The following is an 18804-nucleotide window of genomic DNA, read 5'->3' on the forward strand; positions in this document are numbered from 1 at the left end:
CATGGTCGGCATCGGGGGTGCCGGCATGTCGGGCATCGCACGCATCCTGCTGGACCGTGGTGGGCTGGTATCGGGTTCGGACGCCAAGGAGTCGCGGGCGGTGGCCGCGCTGCGGGCCCGCGGCGCCGCCATCCGGATCGGCCATGACGCCTCCTCGCTGGATCTGCTGCCGGGCGGGCCGACCGCCGTCGTCACCACCCACGCCGCCATCCCCAAGACGAACCCCGAACTGGTCGAGGCGCGTCGGCGCGGTATCCCGGTGATCCTGCGGCCGGTGGTCCTGGCCAAGCTGATGGCCGGCCACACCACGCTGATGGTGACCGGCACGCACGGCAAGACCACGACCACCTCGATGCTGATCGTGGCGTTACAGCACAGCGGTTTCGACCCGTCGTTCGCGGTGGGCGGCGATCTCGGGGAGGCGGGCACCAACGCGCACAACGGCAGCGGTGACTGCTTCGTGGCCGAGGCCGACGAAAGCGACGGCTCGCTGCTGGAGTACCACCCCGACGTCGCGGTGGTGACGAACATCGAGGCCGACCATCTCGACTTCTTCGGCAGCGCCGAGGCCTACGGCGCCGTGTTCGACGATTTCGTCGAACGGCTCAAACCCGGTGGCGCGCTGGTGGTCTGCACCGACGACCCCGGCGCCGCGGCGCTCGCCGAGCGCACCGCCGAGCTGGGCATCCGCGTGCTGCGCTACGGCAGCGACCCGAGCCTCCCGCTGCAGGGCACCCTGTTGAGCTGGGAGCAGCACGACACCGGTGCGGTCGCGCACATCCAGTTCGCCGACGAGTCGCACCCCCGGGTGATGCGCCTGGCGGTGCCCGGACGACACATGGCGCTCAACGCGATCGGGGCCGTGCTGGCGGCGATCGAGGCCGGCGCGCCGATCGACGTCGTGCTCGACGGGCTGGCCGGATTCGAGGGCGTGCGCCGTCGCTTCGAGCTCGTCGGTGAGGCCAACGGCGTCCGGGTCTTCGACGACTACGCGCACCACCCGACCGAGGTGCGGGCCACGCTGAGCGCGCTGCGCACCGTCACCGAACAGGCCGGCGGCCGGTCGATCGTCGTCTTTCAACCCCACTTGTACTCGCGCACAGAGACATTCGCTCGCGAGTTCGGCCAGGCCCTTGACGGCGCCGACGAGGTGTTCGTGCTCGACGTCTACGCCGCCCGCGAACAGCCGATCGCCGGGGTCAGCGGCGCCAGCATCGTCGAGCACATCAGCGTGCCCGGAACCTATGTGCCCGACTTCTCCGCGGTGGCCGCGCGGGTCGCCGAGGCCGCCACGCCTGGAGACGTCGTGGTGACGATGGGTGCGGGTGATGTCACGATGCTCGGCCCGGAAATCGTGACCGCGTTGCGTATCAAGGCCAACCGGAGCACACCGGGGTCGCGATGACCGGTCCGATCGACCCCAACGCGGCCGAGGAGGCACCGGAGTCCCCGGAGCCGGCCGAACCGTCCGCCGAGGAGACGCAGCCCGACGAGACATCGGCCGCCGCACCGGATTTCGAGGGGCCGCGGCGACGCGCACGCAGGGAGCGTGAGGAGCGCCGCGCCGCCCAGGCCCGGGCCATGGCGATCGAGCAGGCACGCAGGGAAGCCAAGCGGCGGGTGATGGGCAAGCCCCCGGGAGACGGCAGAAAACTGCGGCGCGGAACGGTGCGCGGCCTGAAGGTGCTGATGTGGTCGGCGTTGATCAGCGTCATCGTCGTCGGGCTCGGGCTGCTGCTGTACTTCACGCCGGTCATGGCGGTGCGCAACACAGTGGTCACCGGCGTGGGTGCGGTGACACAGGAGGAGATCGTCGCGGCGGCCGCCGTCGCGCCCGGCACGCCGCTGCTGCAGGTGAACACCGACAGTGTGGCCGAACGAGTGGCCGCGATCCGGCGGATCGCCAGCGCGCGCGTCCAGCGTCAGTACCCGTCGACACTGCGCATCACCGTCGTCGAGCGGGTACCGGTGGTGGTCAAGGACTATCCCGACGGGCCGCATCTGTTCGACCGCGACGGGGTCGACTTCGCCGTCGGGGTGCCGCCGCCGGGCGTGCCCTACATCGACACCGACAATCCCGGCCCCAACGACGAGCCGACCAAGGCGGCGCTTCAGGTGATGACGTCGTTGCGCCCGGAGGTCGCCGAGCAGGTCGCGCGCATCGCGGCGCCCTCGGTCGCGGCGATCACCCTGCAGCTCTCCGACGGTCGACAGGTGGTGTGGGGGACCACCGACCGGACCGAGGAGAAGGCGCTCAAGCTCGGCGCTCTGCTCACCCAGCCGGGCAAGACCTACGACGTGTCCAGCCCCGACCTGCCGACCGTGAAGTGAACTGCGCCTCGTTCGGCGCGCGACGTTGCACGAAAAATTTGTCGCGCGTGTCGGCGCGCCTGCATCGCTAGGTCGCGACCTCGCCCTACCGTTCTGGTTGCGCGGAACAACTTGACATAACTATAACCCTCTGGTTGAGGTTTAGGGTTTGCCAAGGCTCGGCGTGTCGTCGGACAACCTGGGAGGAAGGGATCGCAATGACCCCCCCACACAACTACCTCGCCGTCATCAAGGTGGTCGGCATCGGTGGCGGCGGAGTCAACGCCGTCAACCGGATGATCGAGCAGGGCCTCAAGGGCGTGGAGTTCATCGCCATCAACACCGACGCGCAGGCGTTGTTGATGAGCGACGCCGACGTCAAGCTCGACGTCGGTCGCGACTCCACGCGCGGGCTCGGCGCCGGCGCCGACCCCGAGGTGGGGCGCAAGGCCGCCGAGGACGCCAAGGACGACATCGAGGAACTGCTGCGCGGCGCCGACATGGTGTTCGTGACGGCGGGCGAGGGCGGCGGCACCGGCACGGGTGGCGCGCCGGTGGTGGCCTCGATCGCGCGCAAGCTGGGTGCGCTGACCGTCGGCGTGGTGACGCGGCCGTTCTCGTTCGAGGGCAAGCGGCGAAGCAACCAGGCCGAGAACGGCATTCAGGCCCTGCGCGAGAGCTGCGACACCCTGATCGTCATCCCCAACGACCGGCTGCTGCAGATGGGCGATGCCGCGGTCTCGCTGATGGACGCGTTCCGCAGCGCCGACGAGGTGCTGCTCAACGGCGTGCAGGGCATCACCGACCTGATCACGACGCCGGGCCTGATCAACGTCGACTTCGCCGACGTCAAGGGCGTGATGAGCGGGGCGGGCACGGCGCTGATGGGCATCGGTTCGGCCCGCGGCGACGGCCGCGCCCTCAAGGCCGCCGAGATCGCGATCAACTCGCCGCTGCTGGAGGCCTCGATGGAGGGCGCGCAGGGCGTGCTGCTGTCGGTCGCCGGTGGCAGCGACCTGGGGCTGTTCGAGATCAACGAGGCCGCCTCGCTGGTGCAGGACGCCGCGCATCCCGAAGCCAACATCATCTTCGGCACGGTCATCGACGACTCCCTCGGCGACGAGGTACGGGTGACGGTGATCGCGGCCGGCTTCGACTCCGCAGGCCCGGGACGCAAACCGGTTGTGAGCCCCGCCGAGGGGCAGGGCATCACCCCGGGCAAGGCCGGCAAGGTGAGCACATCGCTGTTCGAACCCGCGGATCCGGCGAGCGTGCCGGTGCACACCAACGGCGCGACGGTCAGTATCGGCGGGGACGATGACGACGACGTCGACGTGCCGCCGTTCATGCGCCACTGATCCGGCAATACTGGCGACCGTGACGGTTCGCATAAGGCGCGTGACCACGACACGGGCCGGCGGCGTCTCCGCGCCGCCGTTCGACACCTTCAATCTCGGCGATCACGTCGGCGACGATCCGGCGGCGGTGGCCGCCAACCGCAAACGGCTCAGCGGCGCCATCGGTTTGGGCGACGACGGAATCGTATGGATGAATCAGGTGCACAGCGATCACGTCGTCGTGGTCGACGGGGCCACCGACCGGCCCGTCGACAATACTGACGCATTGGTCACCGCGACACCGCGATTGGCTTTGGCGGTGGTTACCGCCGATTGCGTTCCCGTTTTATTGGGCGACGCGCGCGCCGGAGTGGTGGCCGCCGTGCACGCCGGACGCGTGGGCGCCCAGAAGGGCGTCGTCGCCCGCACGGTGGAGGCGATGCTGTCGCTCGGCGCGCACCCCGAGGACATCTCGGCGCTGCTCGGGCCCGCGGTCAGCGGACGCAATTACGAGGTCCCCGAAGCCATGGCCGCTGAGGTCGAGACCGCGCTGCCCGGCAGCCGCACAACAAGCGCGAAGAACACGCCCGCCCTCGACTTGCGGGCCGGAATCCACAGGCAGCTAACGACTTTGGGCGTCACCGCCATCGACGTCGACCCACGATGCACGGTCGAGGACCGCAACCTTTTCAGCCACCGCCGCGACGCCCCGACCGGGCGCCTGGCCTCACTGGTGTGGATGGAGTGAGCGAGACCGTGCCGTCGTCCCGCGAACTCGAACTGACCGAAGCGCTGACGGCCGTGCGGGCGCGGCTCACCGCGGCCGCCGAAGCCGCGTCACGCGATATCGCCGAAATTGAATTACTTCCGGTGACCAAATTCTTTCCCGCCGACGATGTCATTATTCTGCGCCGTTTGGGGTGTGAGGCTTTTGGCGAGTCACGCGAACAGGAAGCGTCGAATAAAGTCCGCGAAATCGCGTCGAATCCGGATATCGGACCCATTCGCTGGCACATGGTCGGACGCATTCAGCGCAATAAAGCGCGCTCTATTGCCGGGTGGGCGTATGCGGCGCACTCGGTCGACAGCCGCAAGGTGATCGACGCATTGAGCCGAGCGGCGTCCGCGGCGCTCGAGGACGGCGGCCGCGCCGAACCGCTGCGCATCTTCATCCAGGTGAGCCTCGACGGCGACGAGAGCCGCGGCGGCGTCGACATCAACAAGCCCGAAGCCGTCGACGAATTGTGCGCCGCCGCGCACGACGCCCCGGGACTGGAGTTCACCGGGCTGATGGCGATCCCTCCGCTCGGCGAGGACGCGGACACGGCGTTCGCGCGGGTCAACGCCGAGCTCAGAAGGGTGCAGGCCGACTACCGCCAGCGCCTCGAGCTATCGGCCGGGATGTCGAACGATCTGGAAGCGGCGGTGAAACACGGCTCGACATGTGTGCGTGTCGGTACCGCGTTATTGGGACAACGTCCTCTACCGTCACCAGAAGTAGTCACTCCAGTCACATCTTCATCACAGACACCAGAGTCCAGGGCATGAGAAGGGTCGAGCGATGAGCACACTTCACAAGGTCAAGGCGTACTTCGGTATGGCCCCGATGGATGACTACGACGACGAGTACTACGAGGACGACGAGCGCGGCGCCTCCCGTGGATATTCGCGCCGTAGTCGAGACGATCGCTTCGACGACGACGGTTACGGCCCGGGCCGTGGCTACGACGACCGCGATTACGACGACGCCCCCGGCGGTTACCGCGGCTATGAGGACCGGTTCGAGCCGCGGCTGCGCGCACCGCGCGAGTTCGAGCGGCCGGCACCGCGGTTCGCCCCGATGCGCGGCGCCACCCGAGGCGCGCTCGCGATGGACCCCCGCAGGATGGCCGAGCTGTTCGAGGCGGGCAGCCCGCTGTCGAAGATCACCACGCTGCGGCCCAAGGATTACAGCGAGGCCCGCACGATCGGTGAGCGGTTCCGCGACGGCACCCCGGTGATCATGGACCTGGTCTCGATGGACAACGCCGACGCCAAGCGCCTCGTCGACTTCGCCGCGGGCCTGGCGTTCGCGCTGCGGGGTTCGTTCGACAAGGTCGCCACGAAGGTCTTCCTGCTGTCGCCCGCGGACATCGACGTCACCGCCGAAGAGCGGCGCCGCATCGCCGAGGCGGGCTTCTACTCCTATCAATAGGTCGGGTCACAGACGGGTAGGCTGGCGTCGCGCTCGGGCTTGAGCAGCCGCAGGGCGCGACTGCCTGTAGCAAGCCTGTTGTAAAAGTCACATCTGTGCCCGTAGTGAGGACCGTCGGCGTTGTCGCTCTTCTTCGAGATCCTGGGCTTCGCCCTGTTCATCTTCTGGCTGCTGTTGATCGCGCGCGTCGTGGTCGAGTTCATCCGGTCGTTCTCCCGGGACTGGCATCCGAAGGGCGCGACGGTGGTGATCCTGGAGGTCATCATGACGGTGACCGATCCGCCGGTGAAACTGCTTCGGCGGCTCATTCCCCAGCTCACGATAGGTGCGGTGCGCTTCGATCTGTCGATCATGGTGCTACTGCTGGTCGCCTTCATCGGCATGCAACTGGCGTTCGGCGCGGCGGCCTGAGACCACGCACTCGGCCGGCGTTTGCCCGGAGGAATTTGAGCGGAGAAATCGTCGCCGGGCGTGCGGCCTTGTTTGAAATTCGCTCTTAATTTCATCCTCTTCTGCAACGGCCGCGGCTGGTGTGACAGGATGGACGCCAGTTACGTTCCACCCACGCTCTACACTTTGAGACCGGTTGACTGTCCAGACTTCATAGGGGGCGACAATGCCGCTCACACCCGCCGACGTTCACAATGTCGCGTTCAGCAAGCCACCCATCGGCAAGCGCGGCTACAACGAGGACGAGGTTGACGCGTTCCTCGATCTGGTGGAGAACGAGCTGACGCGGCTCATCGAGGAGAACGCCGATCTGAGGCAGCGCGTCGCCGAACTGGACCAGGAATTGGCCTCCGCCCGCTCCGGCGGCTCCGGACAGTCGACCCAGGCCGTGCCCGTCTACGAGCAGCCCGCCCCCGAGCCCGCCGCCGCGCCGACGCCACAGCCCGCTTACGAGGCACCGTCCGCGCAGGCCAGCGAGGACCAGGCGCTCAAGGCGGCCAAGGTGTTGAGCCTCGCCCAGGACACCGCGGACCGCTTGACCAGCACCGCCAAGGCCGAGTCGGAGAAACTGCTGGCCGATGCGCGCGCGCAGGCCGACGCCCTGGTGAGCGAGGCGCGGCAGACCGCAGAGACCACCGTCGCCGATGCTCGTCAGCGGGCCGACGCGATGCTCGCCGACGCGCAGACCCGCTCCGAGGCGCAGCTGCGCCAGGCGCAGGAGAAGGCCGACGCTTTGCAGGCCGACGCCGAGCGCAAGCACTCCGAGATCATGGGCACCATCAACCAGCAGCGCACCGTGCTGGAGGGTCGCCTCGAGCAGCTGCGGACCTTCGAGCGTGAATACCGCACCCGCCTCAAGACCTACCTGGAGTCTCAGCTCGAGGAGCTTGGTCAGCGCGGTTCGGCCGCGCCGGTCGACTCGAGCGCCGGAAACGACGGCGGAGGCTTCAATCAGTTCAACCGGGGAAACAACTGAGCCGATCGTCACCTAGGGTTGATCAATGCTGATCGTTGCGCTCGTCCTCGCTGTCATCGGCCTCGCGGCGCTGGTGACCGCGGTCGTCACCAGCAATGAATTGATCGCCTGGGTCTGTATCGCGGCCAGCGTGATCGGTGTCGTGCTCCTGATCGTCGACGCGGTGCGGGAGCGGTCGGGGCGCAAGGCCGAGACCGCCGACGAGGCGTACACCGAGGCCGAACCGGAGTACTACGAGGATTACCCCGACGACCAGACCGTCGCCGAGCAGCAACCCGAGTACTCCGACGCCGACGAGGAGACCACCGTCGTCGAACAAGCCGACTCGGGCGAAGACCGCCGCTAATCTGTTGGCGCCGAACCGGATTCGTCCGGTGAGAGCAGTTCGCGCACTTCGTCGTCGCTGACCTGATGGAAGTCGGCGAACACCTGGCCGACGGCCTCGAATCCCGGCGGCATGGTCGCGCAGACCACGTCGTCGGCTTCCTTGGCCAGTTCCCGGCACGCCGAGGCCGGCCCGACCGGCACCGCGACGACGATCCGGGCCGGATTCTGGGCCCGCACGGCACGCACCGCGGCGAGCATGCTGGCACCGGTGGCGATGCCGTCGTCGACGAGGATCACGGTCCTGCCCGTCAGATCGGGCGGCGGCCGGTCGCCCCGGTACGCACGCTCGCGGCGGTTCAGCTCGTCGGTCTCGCGGGCGATCGCGGCCTGGATCGCCTCGTCGCCGATGCCGAGGCTGCGCACCAGGTTGTCATTGATGACGATGCCGCCCCCGCTGGCCAGCGCCCCCATGGCCAGCTCCTCCCACTGCGGCACACCGAGCTTGCGCACCAGAAACACGTCCAGCGGCGCGTGCAACGAGTGGGCCACCTGCGCGGCGACCGGCACGCCGCCGCGCGCGAGTCCGAGCACCACCACATCCTGGCCGCGGTGGGTCGACAGCTCGCGGGCCAAGACCTCGCCGGCGTCCCGGCGGTCCTGATACACGCGCCTGCTGTTTCGGCGGGCGAGCCCGCTCCATCCGGTCATCACAGTCGATTCGATGTCGAGACCTTGTCAGCCTACGACCGTGGGTACCCCACCCGGACGCAATCCATCGGCACGACGGCGACGAATATCGGGGTATGGGCATCGAATACGAGGGCATGGTCGAGCACCCGCTGGACGAGGTGTTCGCCTGGCACGCGCGGCCGGGGGCGATGCGGCGGCTCGTCCCGCCGTGGCAGCCGATGACCGTGGTCGCCGAGGCGCAGTCACTGGCCGACGGGAAAGCGGTGCTCGGGCTGCCCGGCGGCCTGCGCTGGATCGCCCAGCACGATCCGGAACGCTACGACCCGCCGCACCGCTTCGTCGACGTGCTGTCCTCCGACGGCCCGACGTCCTGGCCGCCGCGCCTGGTCGGCCGGTGGACGCACACCCACTCGTTCGAAGCGGTGCCCGGCGGCACGCGAGTGCACGACCGCGTCGAGGCGCCGGTGCCGGCGGCCGCGTTGCGACCGATGTTCGCCTACCGGCATCGCCAACTCGCCGACGATCTGGCCGCCCACCGCGACGCCGCCGACGCCGGGCTCGCGCCGCTCACCGTCGCGGTCAGCGGGGCATCGGGGCTGGTCGGATCCGCGTTGACGGCGTTCCTGAGCACCGGCGGGCACCGGGTGATCCGGTTGGTGCGACGGTCCGCTGCGGGTCCGGACGAGCGACAGTGGGATCCCGCGCGACCCGAACCCGGGCTGCTTACCGGGGTGGACGCGGTCGTACACCTGGCCGGCGCGTCCATCGCGGGACGGTTCAGCGACGCGCACAAGGACGCCATCCGCACCAGCCGTGTCGAACCGACCCGCCGTCTCGCCGAGGCGGCGGCGCGTGCCGAGGACGGACCGCGGGTGTTCGTCAGCGCGTCGGCGGTCGGCATCTACGGTTTCGACCGCGGTGACGCGGTGTTGACCGAGGGGAGCGTGCCCGGCGACGGCTTCCTCGCCGACGTCGTCCAGAACTGGGAAGCGGCGACCGCGCCGGCCGCCGACGCGGGGCTGAGGGTCGTCACCGTCCGCACGGGCATCGTGCAATCCGCGCGCGGCGGCACCTTGCGGCTGATGCGGCCGCTGTTCGCGGCGGGACTGGGCGGCCGGTTGGGCAGCGGCCGGCAGTGGCTGGCGTGGATCGCGCTCGACGACCTGCTCGATGTCTATCACCGCGCACTCTACGACGCCCGGCTGACCGGTCCGGTCAACGCCGTGGCGCCCCATCCTGTCCGCAACGGCGACTACACCAGAACGCTGGCGCGGGTGATGCGGCGTCCGGCGGTCTTACCGGTGCCGTCGTTCGGGCCGCGACTCTTGCTCGGAGAGCAGGGCGCCCGCGAGCTCGCCGAGGCCAATCAACGGGTTCTGCCCACCGCGCTGCAGGCGCTGGGACACCGCTTCCGCCATCCGTCGCTCGACGGTGCGCTCGCTCACGAACTCGGACACGCCTGACGGACGACGCGGGTCACGAAGCCCTGCACGAGGCGGCGTACCCGGGCGGCCGCGTCATCTGCGAATTCGTCTGTCATGAAACGTAATTGGTCGTGGGTGAGGCCGAAGGCGGCGACCTCGCCGTCCTCGTCGTCGGCCAGCCAGACGTCCAGCAGCTCGCGGTCGACCTCGGGATGGAACTGCAGCGCGAGCGTGCGGCCGAGCAGGAACGCCTGGGACGCGTCGGCGGTGCGCGCCAGCTCGACGGCGCCAGGCGGCAGTGTCCAGCGATCGTAGTGCCATTGAAACCAGCGACCGCCCGGCACCAGTTCGGGGTCGGCGGACTCGACGTCATACCAACCGATCTCGGGTGAGGGCGAGCGCGTCACCGTCCCGCCGAAGGCCTGGGCCAGCAGCTGCCCGCCGAAACAGATGCCGAGGATCGGGACGCCTGCGTCGGCGGCGCGGCGCATCATCGCCATCTCCCCGCCGACCCAACTGCTGCGCAACGCGTCGTCGTAGACGGGCCAGCGCGCGCCGAGCGGCACGAGCGCGTCGTACGCCAGCGGGTCGGGGAAGTTCACGTCGGCTGCCGGCGAGTCCACGCGGTCGGCGGGTACCACCTCGAAAGTCTGCACGTCGAAACCCGCGTCGGCGAAAGCCTCGCCCAGCAGCGCCTCGGTCGCGAGGTGCTCGTTGTAGAGGAACAGGACTCGTGCCGTCACGCGGCCATTATTCCGCGCGTAGATTGACCGCCCAGCGGGCATCCCACGGGGTGTCTGTTCTGGCCGAATGGTTCCTCACCGCCGGTGAACGCGGCAACCCCAGTTGGGAGCTGCCGGCGTGGAGTGAGGGCAACCGGGCCGAGGCTTTGATTCACGGCGCGTCTTACTTCGATCGGCTCGTCACGGAGGTGGAGAAGCTCGGCTCCGGCGATCACCTGTTCTTCGCCGACTGGCGCGGGGATGCCGATGAGCGGTTGCGCGAGGAGGGCCCGACCGTCGCAGAGCTGTTCCGCGCGGCGGCCGACCGTGGCGTGCTCGTGAAGGGTTTGATGTGGCGGTCGTATCCGAATCGCTTGCAGTTCAACGAGGAGCAGAACCGCCACCTCGCCGAGACCATCGAACGCGCAGGCGGAGAGGTGTTGCTCGACCAGCGCGTGCTGGTCGGCGGGTCGCACCATCAGCGGCTGGTGCTGCTGCGCCACCCCGACAAACCCGAGCGGGACGTGGCGTTCATCGGCGGCATCGATCTGTGCCACAGCCGCCGCGACGACGCGTCACACCGCGGCGACCCGCAGGCCGTGCAGATGTCGGCCCGGTATGGGAAGCGCCCCCCGTGGCACGACGTGCAACTCGAGGTGCGCGGTCCGGCCGTCGGCGCGCTGGACGTCACCTTCCGCGAACGGTGGACCGCACGGGCACCGCTGGATCTGTTCAACCCACTCGCCTGGTTGCGCGACAAATTCGGTGGCGATTCGCGACGGCGCCCGCTGCCGGAGCAGCCACCGGATCCGCCGACGTGCGGGCCGCACGCGGTGCAGGTGCTTCGCACCTACGGTGACGCGTTGATCGAATACGAGTTCGCCAAGGAGGGGGAACGCAGCATCGCGCGTGGCTACACGAAGGCGATCCGGCGCGCCCGGCGCCTGATCTATCTCGAGGATCAGTATCTGTGGTCCGAGGAGGTGGCGAACCTGCTCGTCGGTGCGCTGACCGAGAACCCCGAACTGCACCTGGTGGCCGTGGTGCCGCGCTATTTCGACCTCGAGGGTGGTCTTGGCCGCCCGCCGACACTGGTGGGTCGTCAGCTGGCGCTCGATGCGTGCCGACGCGCCGCACCGGACCGCGTGCATGTCTTCGACGTCGAAAACCACGAGGGCACACCGGTTTACGTGCACTCGAAGGTGTGCGTCATCGACGACACCTGGGCGTGTATCGGCAGCGACAACTTCAACCGGCGGTCATGGACCCATGACAGCGAACTGTCCTGCGCGGTGCTCGACGCCGACGACACGTTCGCGCGCGACCTTCGCCTCCGCTTGCTGCGCGAGCACCTCGACCGGGCGGAGGACGGCAGCGAGGACCAGGGCCTGACCGACCCCGACACCGCCGTCGACGAGATCGTGGAAAGCGCACGGGCTTTGGAAGAGTGGCACCAATCGGGCCGCCGGGGGCCGCGGCCACCCGGCCGGTTGCGGCCCCACGAGGCAGAACGAGTCGACCCCCTGACACGGCTGTGGGCCGAACCCGCATACCGGATGATCTTCGACCCGGACGGTCGCTCGTACCGGGACCGGCTGCTGAGGCGTCGGCCGTGAACGCCGAGGAGTGGTTCCTCACCGCCGAGGAGCGCGGCAACCCCGCATCGGACCTCCCGGTGTGGTGCGACGGCAACCGCGTCGAACCGCTCGTACACGGCTCGACCTATTTCGACCAACTCGCCACCGAGGTGGAGGCGCTCGAACCGGGTGATCATCTGTTCTTCACCGACTGGCGTGGTGACCCCGACGAGAAGCTGCGCGACAACGGTCCGACGATAAGCGAATTGTTCTGCCGCGCAGCGCAACGCGGTGTGGTCGTCAAGGGTCTGGTGTGGCGATCGCATCTGGACAAGCTGGCCTACAGCGAGGAGGAGAACCGCCATCTCGGTGAGCGCATCGAGGAGGCCGGCGGAGAGGTACTGCTGGACCAACGGGTGCGCATCGGCGGTTCCCACCACCAGAAGCTGGTCGTGATCAGGCATCCCGGCCGACCGGAACGCGATGTGGCGTTCGCGGGTGGCATCGACCTGTGCCACTCGCGCCGCGACGACGCTTCACACCGGGGCGACCCGCAGGCCCTGCAGATGTCGGCCCGCTATGGGGATCACCCGCCATGGCACGACGTGCAGTTGCGCCTGCAGGGGCCGGTAGTGGGCGCGCTGGACATGACGTTCCGCGAGCGGTGGAACGATCCCGCCTCGCTGGACATGCTGAATCCGCTGGCGTGGCTGCGCGACAAGCTCCGCGGCGCCGACCTGACGGCCGATCCGCTGCCCGAGCAACCGCCGGACCCGCCGCCGTGCGGCCCGCACCGAGTCCAGGTGCTGCGGACCTACCCGGACGCCCACTTCGCCTACGACTTCGCACCGACCGGCGAGCGCGGCATCGCCCGGGCCTACAGCAAGGCGGTGCCGCGAGCCCGTCGGCTGATCTATCTGGAGGACCAGTACCTGTGGTCGAAGCGGGTGGCCAACCTGTTCGCCTCCGCGCTGCGGGACAACCCCGAGCTGCATCTGGTCGCCGTGGTGCCGCGTTATCCGGACGTCGACGGCAAGCTCGCGCTGCCACCCAACCAGGTCGGCCGTTGGCAGGCCCTCGAGACGTGTCACCGCGCCGCACCGGACCGCGTGCACGTCTTCGATGTCGAAAACCACGAGGGCACACCGGTCTACGTGCACGCGAAGGTGTGCGTGATCGACGACGTGTGGGCCTGTTCGGGCAGCGACAACTTCAACCGGCGGTCGTGGACCCACGACAGCGAGCTGTCCTGTGCGGTGCTCGACGAGGAGGGTGTGTTCGCCCGCGATCTGCGGCTGCGCCTGATGCGCGAGCACCTGGACCGCGCCGACGACGGCAGCGAGGACGGCGGGCTGGCCGACCCGGCGACCGCCGTGGACGAGATCGTCGCCGCCGCACAGGCGCTTGAGGACTGGTACGCCTCCGGTCGTAGGGGGCCGCGGCCGCCGGGCCGGCTGCGTCCGAACAGGGCCGAAAAACTCGGGTTGTTGACGCGGCTGTGGGCCGAACCTGCGTACCGGTTCTTCTACGACCCCGACGGGCGGTCGTACCGCGACCGGCTGAAACGGCGGCTGTGAGCGGGCAGCGCGGGTGAAATCTACGCGCTTGCGCTGATGTTTTGCCGATACCCGGGTCGCATGCTGGCTAGCATGAGCGCACTCGAGTGGAGCGAACTTGGTGTGAGCGGACTGCCGACCGGCACGGTGACGTTGCTGCTGGCCGACGTCGAGGGGTCGACGCGGTTATGGGACTCGCAGCCCGAGGAGATGCGCGCGGCGATCCGGCGGCTCGACGCGACGCTGGCCGATCTCGTGGTCATGAACAACGGTGCCCGCCCCGTCGAGCAGGGCGAGGGCGACAGCTTCGTGCTGGCCTTCGCGCGGGCCAGCGATGCGGTGGCGTGCGCGCTGGCGCTGCAGCGGGCGCCGCTGGCCCCGATCCGGCTGCGCATCGGCGTACACACCGGTGAGATCCAATTGCGCGACGAGGGCAACTACATCGGGACGACCATCAACCGCACGGCGCGGCTACGCGATCTGGCGCACGGTGGGCAGACGGTGCTCACCGGTGCGACCGAATCCATGGTCGTCGACTATCTACCCGAGGGTGCGTGGCTGAGCGACCTCGGTTCACATCCGCTGCGGGATCTGCCGCGGCCCGAACGCGTCGTGCAACTGTGTCATCCGGACATCCGCAATGACTTCCCGCCCCTGCGTACGGCCGAGACCGCGTTGAGACACGATCTGCCCGCGCAGCTGACGCGATTCATCGGACGCCGCAAGCAGATCGGCGAGATCGGTGAGCTCCTGACCGGTAACCGGCTGGTGACGCTCACCGGTGCGGGTGGGGTGGGCAAGACGCGGCTGGCTGTGCAGATCGCGGACCGTACCGATCTGCCGTCGGTCTGGTATGTGGACCTGGCGCCGATCAGCGACCCGGATCTCGTGCCGGTCGCCGTGCTGCGGGCGCTCGGGATACCCGATCAACCGGGTCGATCGACGATGGACAGCATCGTCGAGTTCATCGGCGCGCGTGCGGGCCTCGCGGTGCTCGACAACTGCGAACACCTGCTCGAGGTCAGCGCCGAGCTGATCACCACCCTCTTGGAGCGCTGTCCGGCGCTGCGGCTGCTGGCCACCAGTCGCGAACCGATCGGCGTCGAGGGTGAGCTCGTCTGGCGGGTGGCCTCGCTGGCGATCGACGACGAGGCCGTCGAGTTGTTCGTCGACCGTGCTCGCCACGTTCAGTCCGATTTCACGCCCGCGGAAGAGGAACTGGCGGTCATCGGTGAGATCTGCAGTCGCCTGGACGGTATGCCGTTGGCGATCGAGCTGGCCGCCGCCCGGGTCCGCGCCCTGTCCGTGCGCGAGATCCTCGACGGCCTGCACGACAGGTTCCGCCTGTTGACGGGCGGATCGCGAAAAGCGGTGCGCCGCCAGCAGACTCTCAAGGCGTCCGTGGATTGGTCGCATCAGATGCTGACCGAGCCCGAGCGGGTAGTCTTCCGCCGGTTGGCGGCGTTCGCCGGGGACTTCGATCTCGAGGCCGCGCAGGCGGTGGCCACGGGGGGAGAGGTCGAGCGCTTCCAGGTGCTCGACCTGCTGATGCTTCTGGTGGACAAGTCGTTGGTGTTGGCCGAATCATCCAGTGGGCGAGTGAGATACCGGTTGTTGGAAACGGTCCGCCAGTACGCATTGGACAAACTCGGTGAGTCCGGCGAAGCGGACATCGTGCGGGGCCGGCACCGGGATCACTACACCTCGATCACGCGATTGGCGACGCCGGGGCTCGCCGAGTACGAACGCCTTGTCACGCAGGCGGAGATCGAGATCGACAATCTCCGTGCCGCATTCGCCTGGAGTATCGAGCGGCAGGACGTCGACGCGGCGCTGCGGTTCGCGAGTTCGCTGCAACCGCTGTGGCTCATGCGCGGGCGGGTGCAGGAGGGGCTGTCCTGGTTCAACGCCGCGCTGGACGATCCGGCGCTCGAAGGGGCGTCCGATGTCGTGGCACAGGTCAGTGCGGTGGCCGACCAGGCGGTGCTCCACGCATGGGCGGTGACGGTCGGCGTCACGGAGGGTCTCGAGCAGGCCCTGGCCACCGCCAGGGAGCTCGACGACCCCGCGTTGTTGCTTCGGGTGCTGGCGTCGTGTGTGGGGGCGGCCGCATTCGATGCCCAGTCGGCGTACCCGTACATCGACGAAGCTCTCGATTTGGCACGGCGATTGGACGACCGGTGGCGGCTCTGTCAGGTCCTCGGCTGGAAGGCGTTCATCGCCATCCTGCTCGGAGATCCTGTGCCGGCACGTGCGGCCGGCGAGGAGGGACAGTCGCTGGCCGATGCTATCGGCGACGTGTTCATGTCGCGGATGAATCGGTACTGGGGCCCGGCGATGGCCGTTTATCAGATAGGTGACCTGAAAGAGGGCACTGCCCTCCTGCATGCGCTTGCCGCGGAGGCGGATGCATCCGGGGACGTCATCCACGGCTACCTCGCGCGCGTCGGTCTCGCGCATGCGTATGTCTGGCTTGGCGATCCCGCCGCAGGGCGAAGCTACGCCGAGGCGGCCATCGAAACTGCGCATACGCTGGGCCCGCATCTCGAACCGTGGGCGTACGCGCCGTATGCTTTCGCGATCCTCGCCGAGGGTGACGTGAAAGCGGCCGCCGACGCATGCGATTGGGCATGGCAGCGCATCAATGCGCAGCCCGAGACGGCGATCACGAACGTCATCCCGTCAGCGGAACTCGAGCTCGCCAGAGGCGATCTGCGGGCCGCCAGAGAGTACGCCGACGCCGACGTGTCATTGATGCACGGATGGCACCTGGCACGGGCCCTGGTGAATCGCACGCGAATCGCGTTGGCGCAGGGTGACCTGGCACAGGCCGACGCGGATGCACGGCGGGCGCTCGACACCATGACCGCCCATCGGAGCTATCAGGCCGCGCCCGACACGTTCGAGGTGCTGGGCGAGTTGACCTGTGCGGCCGGTGATCAGCGCAACGCGGCGCGATTCCTCGGCGCCGCCGACGCCATGCGCAAACGCATGGGACTGGTGCGACTCCGGGTGCACGACGCGACGTACGCGGCGACGGTGTCGTTGCTGCGGGAGTCCCTCGGCGAGAACGATTTCGAGGCGTTGTGGGACGAAGGGACAGCGCTGTCGATCGAGGATGCTGTCGCGTACGCGCAGCGCGGGCGCGGTGAGCGTAAGCGGCCGTCGAGCGGCTGGGCTTCGTTGACGCCGACCGAGCTCGGCGTGGTCCGGTTGGTCGCCGAGGGGCTCGGCAACAAGGACATCGCCGCAAGGCTTTTCGTGTCACACCGGACGGTGCAGACGCATTTGACCCATGTCTACACCAAGCTGGGACTGACGTCGCGCGTCCAGCTGGCCCAGGAAGCCGCGCGGCACGCCTAGGATCGCGGTATGACAGTCGTTCTGGTGCATGGCAATCCGGAGACGGATGCGATCTGGGGTCCCTTGGTCGACGCGCTCGGCCGCGATGACGTGGTGCGGCTCTCCCCGCCCGGATTCGGCGCACCGCTGCCAGACGACTTCACGGCGACGTATCTCGACTACCGCGACTGGCTCGAGCACGAGCTGGAGCGCTACGACGAACCGGTCGACCTCGTCGGACACGACTGGGGCGGCGGACACGTCGTCAACGTGGCGATGCACCGGCCCGACCTGCTGCGCACCTGGTTGAGCGACGTCGTCGGGCTGTTCGATCCCGACTATGTCTGGCACGACCTGGCTCAGGTGTGGCAGACGCCGGGAGCGGGCGAGGAACTCAACGAGACCATGATGGGCGGCACCGTCTACGACCGGGCGGCGCGCATGGCCGAGCTGGGCCTGCCGGCCGACATCGCCGCATCGCTGGCCGAGGCCCAAGGACCCGAGATGGGGCGCGCGATCCTCGCCCTCTACCGCTCGGCCGCGCAGCCGGCGATCTCCGAGGCCGCGCGCGGACTGGATGCGGCCGCCTCCCGGCCGGGCCTGTCGATCCTGGCCACCGAGGATCCGTACGTGGGGACCGACGAGATGCGTCGGCGCGCGGCGCAGCGGGCCGGTGCTCGGACGGAAGTGCTCGAAGGGTTGGGGCACTGGTGGATGGTGCAGGACCCGGCGCGCGGGGCTGAGGTGCTCACGAGTTTCTGGGAGACCGTCGGCTGACAGCTGGACTTGATGCTCCTATCTCTGTTATGGGTCAAGCGGCGTCTATGGTCAGTGTGTTTAGCCATTGGCGGTAGTTGGTGGCGAGGGTGTCGTCGCGTTTGAGGCCGCGTTCGAGTCGGGAGATCGTGATTGGCCAGACGTTGAAGTGTGCTGCCGCGGCGGTCAATGTGATGTTGCGGGCTTGGCGGGTTGGACGTAGGTCGCTGTAGTCGTCGATGGGGCAGGGCTCGGTGAGGTGTCGGAACATCTCGCGTGCGATGGCCCGTTTGAGTAGACGTAGGACGTCGTTCTTGCTGCGCCCAGCGGCCAGTTGGCGGGCGACGTAGTCGCGGGTGCGTCGGTCGTGAGACCAGCGGACCAAAGCGATGCGGTGCAGGGCGTTGTTGGCGGCGCGGTCTCCGCCGCGGGACAGCCGATGCCGGGTGGTTTTTCCCGATGAGGCCGGGATCGGTGCGACCCCAGTCAGCATGGCGAACGCTGCTTCGCTGCGTAGTCGGTGACTGTTGGTTCCGGCTGTGATGAGCAGTTGGGCGGCGGTGTCGGGGCCCACTCCGTAGGCCGCCCGCAAAGCGGGGTTGAGCGCGGCGGTCAAGGCGTCGAGCTCAGCGGTCAGCTCACGGTCTTGGCGCTCGAGGTACCCGATGCGTTGCGCGAGCGCTTTACAGGCGATCAGCACCGATACCGTTGTGGGGTCCTCGTGTGCGCGGGGGCGGCAGCCGGCCAGCGCTTCGACCAGACGCAGGGTGGTGGGGTAACGGCGGTAGCGTTCCCGAAGATCGGCCGGGGCGGTCACAAGCAGGTCCTTGATCTGCTGGATAGCCGCGGTGCGGGCTTTGATCGCGCCGCGACGAGCGATCAGCAGCGCTTTGAGGGCCCCGGTGCGGGAGTCTTTGGGCACGGCAAGGCCGTGGCCGGCCAACACCGCACGAGCAGCGCTATAAGCATCGAGAGGGTCGGACTTGCCTTGGCGGCGCCGCGCCGAGCGGTCGGGACGGTTGACCTCGACGACGTGAATGTCGTTGATCTGCAATGCCTGTGTCAACCCTGCACCGTAGGAGCTGGTGCCCTCAACACCGACAGCGACGACCTCGCCGAAACTACGCGCCCAGCAGAACGCGG

17 protein-coding genes are annotated in these 18804 nt (G+C 68.6%); 14 read left to right on the forward strand and 3 right to left on the reverse strand.

The features are described from left to right. Window position 1: 1 nt before the first annotated feature. The 9 genes from murC (at window position 2) to A5698_RS16620 (ending at window position 7613) form a co-directional block, all read left to right on the forward strand. Window positions 2-1405, forward strand: coding sequence for a UDP-N-acetylmuramate--L-alanine ligase (gene murC / locus A5698_RS16580; RefSeq protein WP_068299093.1), 1404 nt, complete (start codon window positions 2-4; stop codon window positions 1403-1405). Beyond that, window positions 1402-2331, forward strand: a complete 930-nt coding sequence (locus tag A5698_RS16585; protein ID WP_068299057.1) for a cell division protein FtsQ/DivIB — start codon at window positions 1402-1404, stop codon at window positions 2329-2331. Before murC ends, A5698_RS16585 begins: the two co-directional genes overlap by 4 nt. A gap of 197 nt (window positions 2332-2528) precedes the next feature. Then, entirely contained in the window at window positions 2529-3668 is a 1140-nt protein-coding gene (gene ftsZ, locus A5698_RS16590) for a cell division protein FtsZ (RefSeq protein WP_067089734.1), read from the forward strand. Between the two features lie 19 nt (window positions 3669-3687). Further along, complete coding sequence (gene pgeF, locus A5698_RS16595; RefSeq protein WP_067089737.1) at window positions 3688-4395, forward strand: peptidoglycan editing factor PgeF; 708 nt, start codon at window positions 3688-3690, stop codon at window positions 4393-4395. Window positions 4396-4403: 8 nt separating this feature from the next. Then, window positions 4404-5195: a YggS family pyridoxal phosphate-dependent enzyme gene (locus A5698_RS16600; protein WP_068299095.1), complete on the forward strand. Its 792-nt coding sequence runs from the start codon at window positions 4404-4406 to the stop codon at window positions 5193-5195. A gap of 13 nt (window positions 5196-5208) precedes the next feature. Next, entirely contained in the window at window positions 5209-5841 is a 633-nt protein-coding gene (locus A5698_RS16605) for a cell division protein SepF (RefSeq protein ID WP_067089739.1), read from the forward strand. Between the two features lie 120 nt (window positions 5842-5961). Beyond that, window positions 5962-6252 (forward strand): YggT family protein, encoded by a 291-nt coding sequence (locus A5698_RS16610; RefSeq protein WP_068299060.1) that lies wholly within the window; start codon window positions 5962-5964, stop codon window positions 6250-6252. Window positions 6253-6457: 205 nt separating this feature from the next. Further along, window positions 6458-7267 carry a DivIVA-like cell division protein Wag31 gene (gene wag31 / locus A5698_RS16615; protein WP_067290966.1) on the forward strand — a complete coding sequence of 270 codons (810 nt, stop codon included), beginning with the start codon at window positions 6458-6460 and terminating at the stop codon, window positions 7265-7267. 25 nt (window positions 7268-7292) lie between these two features. Then, window positions 7293-7613: a hypothetical protein gene (locus A5698_RS16620; RefSeq protein ID WP_068299064.1), complete on the forward strand. Its 321-nt coding sequence runs from the start codon at window positions 7293-7295 to the stop codon at window positions 7611-7613. On the opposite strand, the gene A5698_RS16625 is transcribed toward A5698_RS16620, so the two are convergent. Next, window positions 7610-8302 carry a phosphoribosyltransferase gene (locus A5698_RS16625; RefSeq protein ID WP_068299066.1) on the reverse strand — a complete coding sequence of 231 codons (693 nt, stop codon included), beginning with the start codon at window positions 8300-8302 and terminating at the stop codon, window positions 7610-7612. The two genes, A5698_RS16620 and A5698_RS16625, sit on opposite strands and share 4 nt — an antisense overlap. 95 nt (window positions 8303-8397) lie before the next feature. On the opposite strand from A5698_RS16625, the gene A5698_RS16630 reads away from it, so the two are divergent. Further along, window positions 8398-9747, forward strand: a complete 1350-nt coding sequence (locus A5698_RS16630) for a TIGR01777 family oxidoreductase (protein ID WP_068299069.1) — start codon at window positions 8398-8400, stop codon at window positions 9745-9747. Here the strand turns inward: A5698_RS16630 and A5698_RS16635 are convergent. Further along, on the reverse strand, window positions 9726-10451 hold the full coding sequence (locus A5698_RS16635) for a type 1 glutamine amidotransferase (RefSeq protein ID WP_068299072.1): 726 nt from the start codon (window positions 10449-10451) through the stop codon (window positions 9726-9728). The two genes, A5698_RS16630 and A5698_RS16635, sit on opposite strands and share 22 nt — an antisense overlap. Window positions 10452-10501: 50 nt before the next feature. Here A5698_RS16635 and A5698_RS16640 point away from each other — a divergent pair, with 50 nt between their 5' ends. The 4 genes from A5698_RS16640 (at window position 10502) to A5698_RS16655 (ending at window position 17682) form a co-directional block, all read left to right on the forward strand. Beyond that, complete coding sequence (locus A5698_RS16640) at window positions 10502-12046, forward strand: phospholipase D family protein (protein ID WP_068299075.1); 1545 nt, start codon at window positions 10502-10504, stop codon at window positions 12044-12046. Further along, on the forward strand, window positions 12043-13584 hold the full coding sequence (locus tag A5698_RS16645; protein WP_068299078.1) for a phospholipase D family protein: 1542 nt from the start codon (window positions 12043-12045) through the stop codon (window positions 13582-13584). Before A5698_RS16640 ends, A5698_RS16645 begins: the two co-directional genes overlap by 4 nt. A 72-nt stretch (window positions 13585-13656) precedes the next feature. Next, window positions 13657-16926, forward strand: coding sequence for a helix-turn-helix transcriptional regulator (locus A5698_RS16650; RefSeq protein WP_231967428.1), 3270 nt, complete (start codon window positions 13657-13659; stop codon window positions 16924-16926). A gap of 9 nt (window positions 16927-16935) precedes the next feature. After that, entirely contained in the window at window positions 16936-17682 is a 747-nt protein-coding gene (locus A5698_RS16655; RefSeq protein WP_068299085.1) for an alpha/beta fold hydrolase, read from the forward strand. A 34-nt stretch (window positions 17683-17716) separates the two neighbouring features. Here the strand turns inward: A5698_RS16655 and A5698_RS16660 are convergent. After that, window positions 17717-18804: transposase (locus A5698_RS16660; RefSeq protein ID WP_068299098.1), on the reverse strand; the 1088-nt coding region annotated here is incomplete at its 5' end.

It is taken from the genome of Mycobacterium sp. E136 (assembly GCF_001666865.1).
Taxonomy (GTDB): Bacteria; Actinomycetota; Actinomycetes; order Mycobacteriales; family Mycobacteriaceae; genus Mycobacterium.

What these genes read in the sequence shown, in the direction of transcription:
- A5698_RS16630 (WP_068299069.1), top strand. Translation starts at nt 8,398, where the DNA reads ATGGGCATCGAATACGAGGGCATGGTCGAGCACCCGCTGGACGAGGTG.
- A5698_RS16655 (WP_068299085.1), top strand. Translation starts at nt 16,936, where the DNA reads ATGACAGTCGTTCTGGTGCATGGCAATCCGGAGACGGATGCGATCTGG.
- A5698_RS16620 (WP_068299064.1), top strand. Translation starts at nt 7,293, where the DNA reads ATGCTGATCGTTGCGCTCGTCCTCGCTGTCATCGGCCTCGCGGCGCTG.
- wag31 (WP_067290966.1), top strand. Translation starts at nt 6,458, where the DNA reads ATGCCGCTCACACCCGCCGACGTTCACAATGTCGCGTTCAGCAAGCCA.
- A5698_RS16650 (WP_231967428.1), top strand. Translation starts at nt 13,657, where the DNA reads ATGAGCGCACTCGAGTGGAGCGAACTTGGTGTGAGCGGACTGCCGACC.
- ftsZ (WP_067089734.1), top strand. Translation starts at nt 2,529, where the DNA reads ATGACCCCCCCACACAACTACCTCGCCGTCATCAAGGTGGTCGGCATC.
- A5698_RS16625 (WP_068299066.1), bottom strand. Translation starts at nt 8,302, where the DNA reads ATGACCGGATGGAGCGGGCTCGCCCGCCGAAACAGCAGGCGCGTGTAT.
- A5698_RS16605 (WP_067089739.1), top strand. Translation starts at nt 5,209, where the DNA reads ATGAGCACACTTCACAAGGTCAAGGCGTACTTCGGTATGGCCCCGATG.
- A5698_RS16585 (WP_068299057.1), top strand. Translation starts at nt 1,402, where the DNA reads ATGACCGGTCCGATCGACCCCAACGCGGCCGAGGAGGCACCGGAGTCC.
- murC (WP_068299093.1), top strand. Translation starts at nt 2, where the DNA reads ATGGTCGGCATCGGGGGTGCCGGCATGTCGGGCATCGCACGCATCCTG.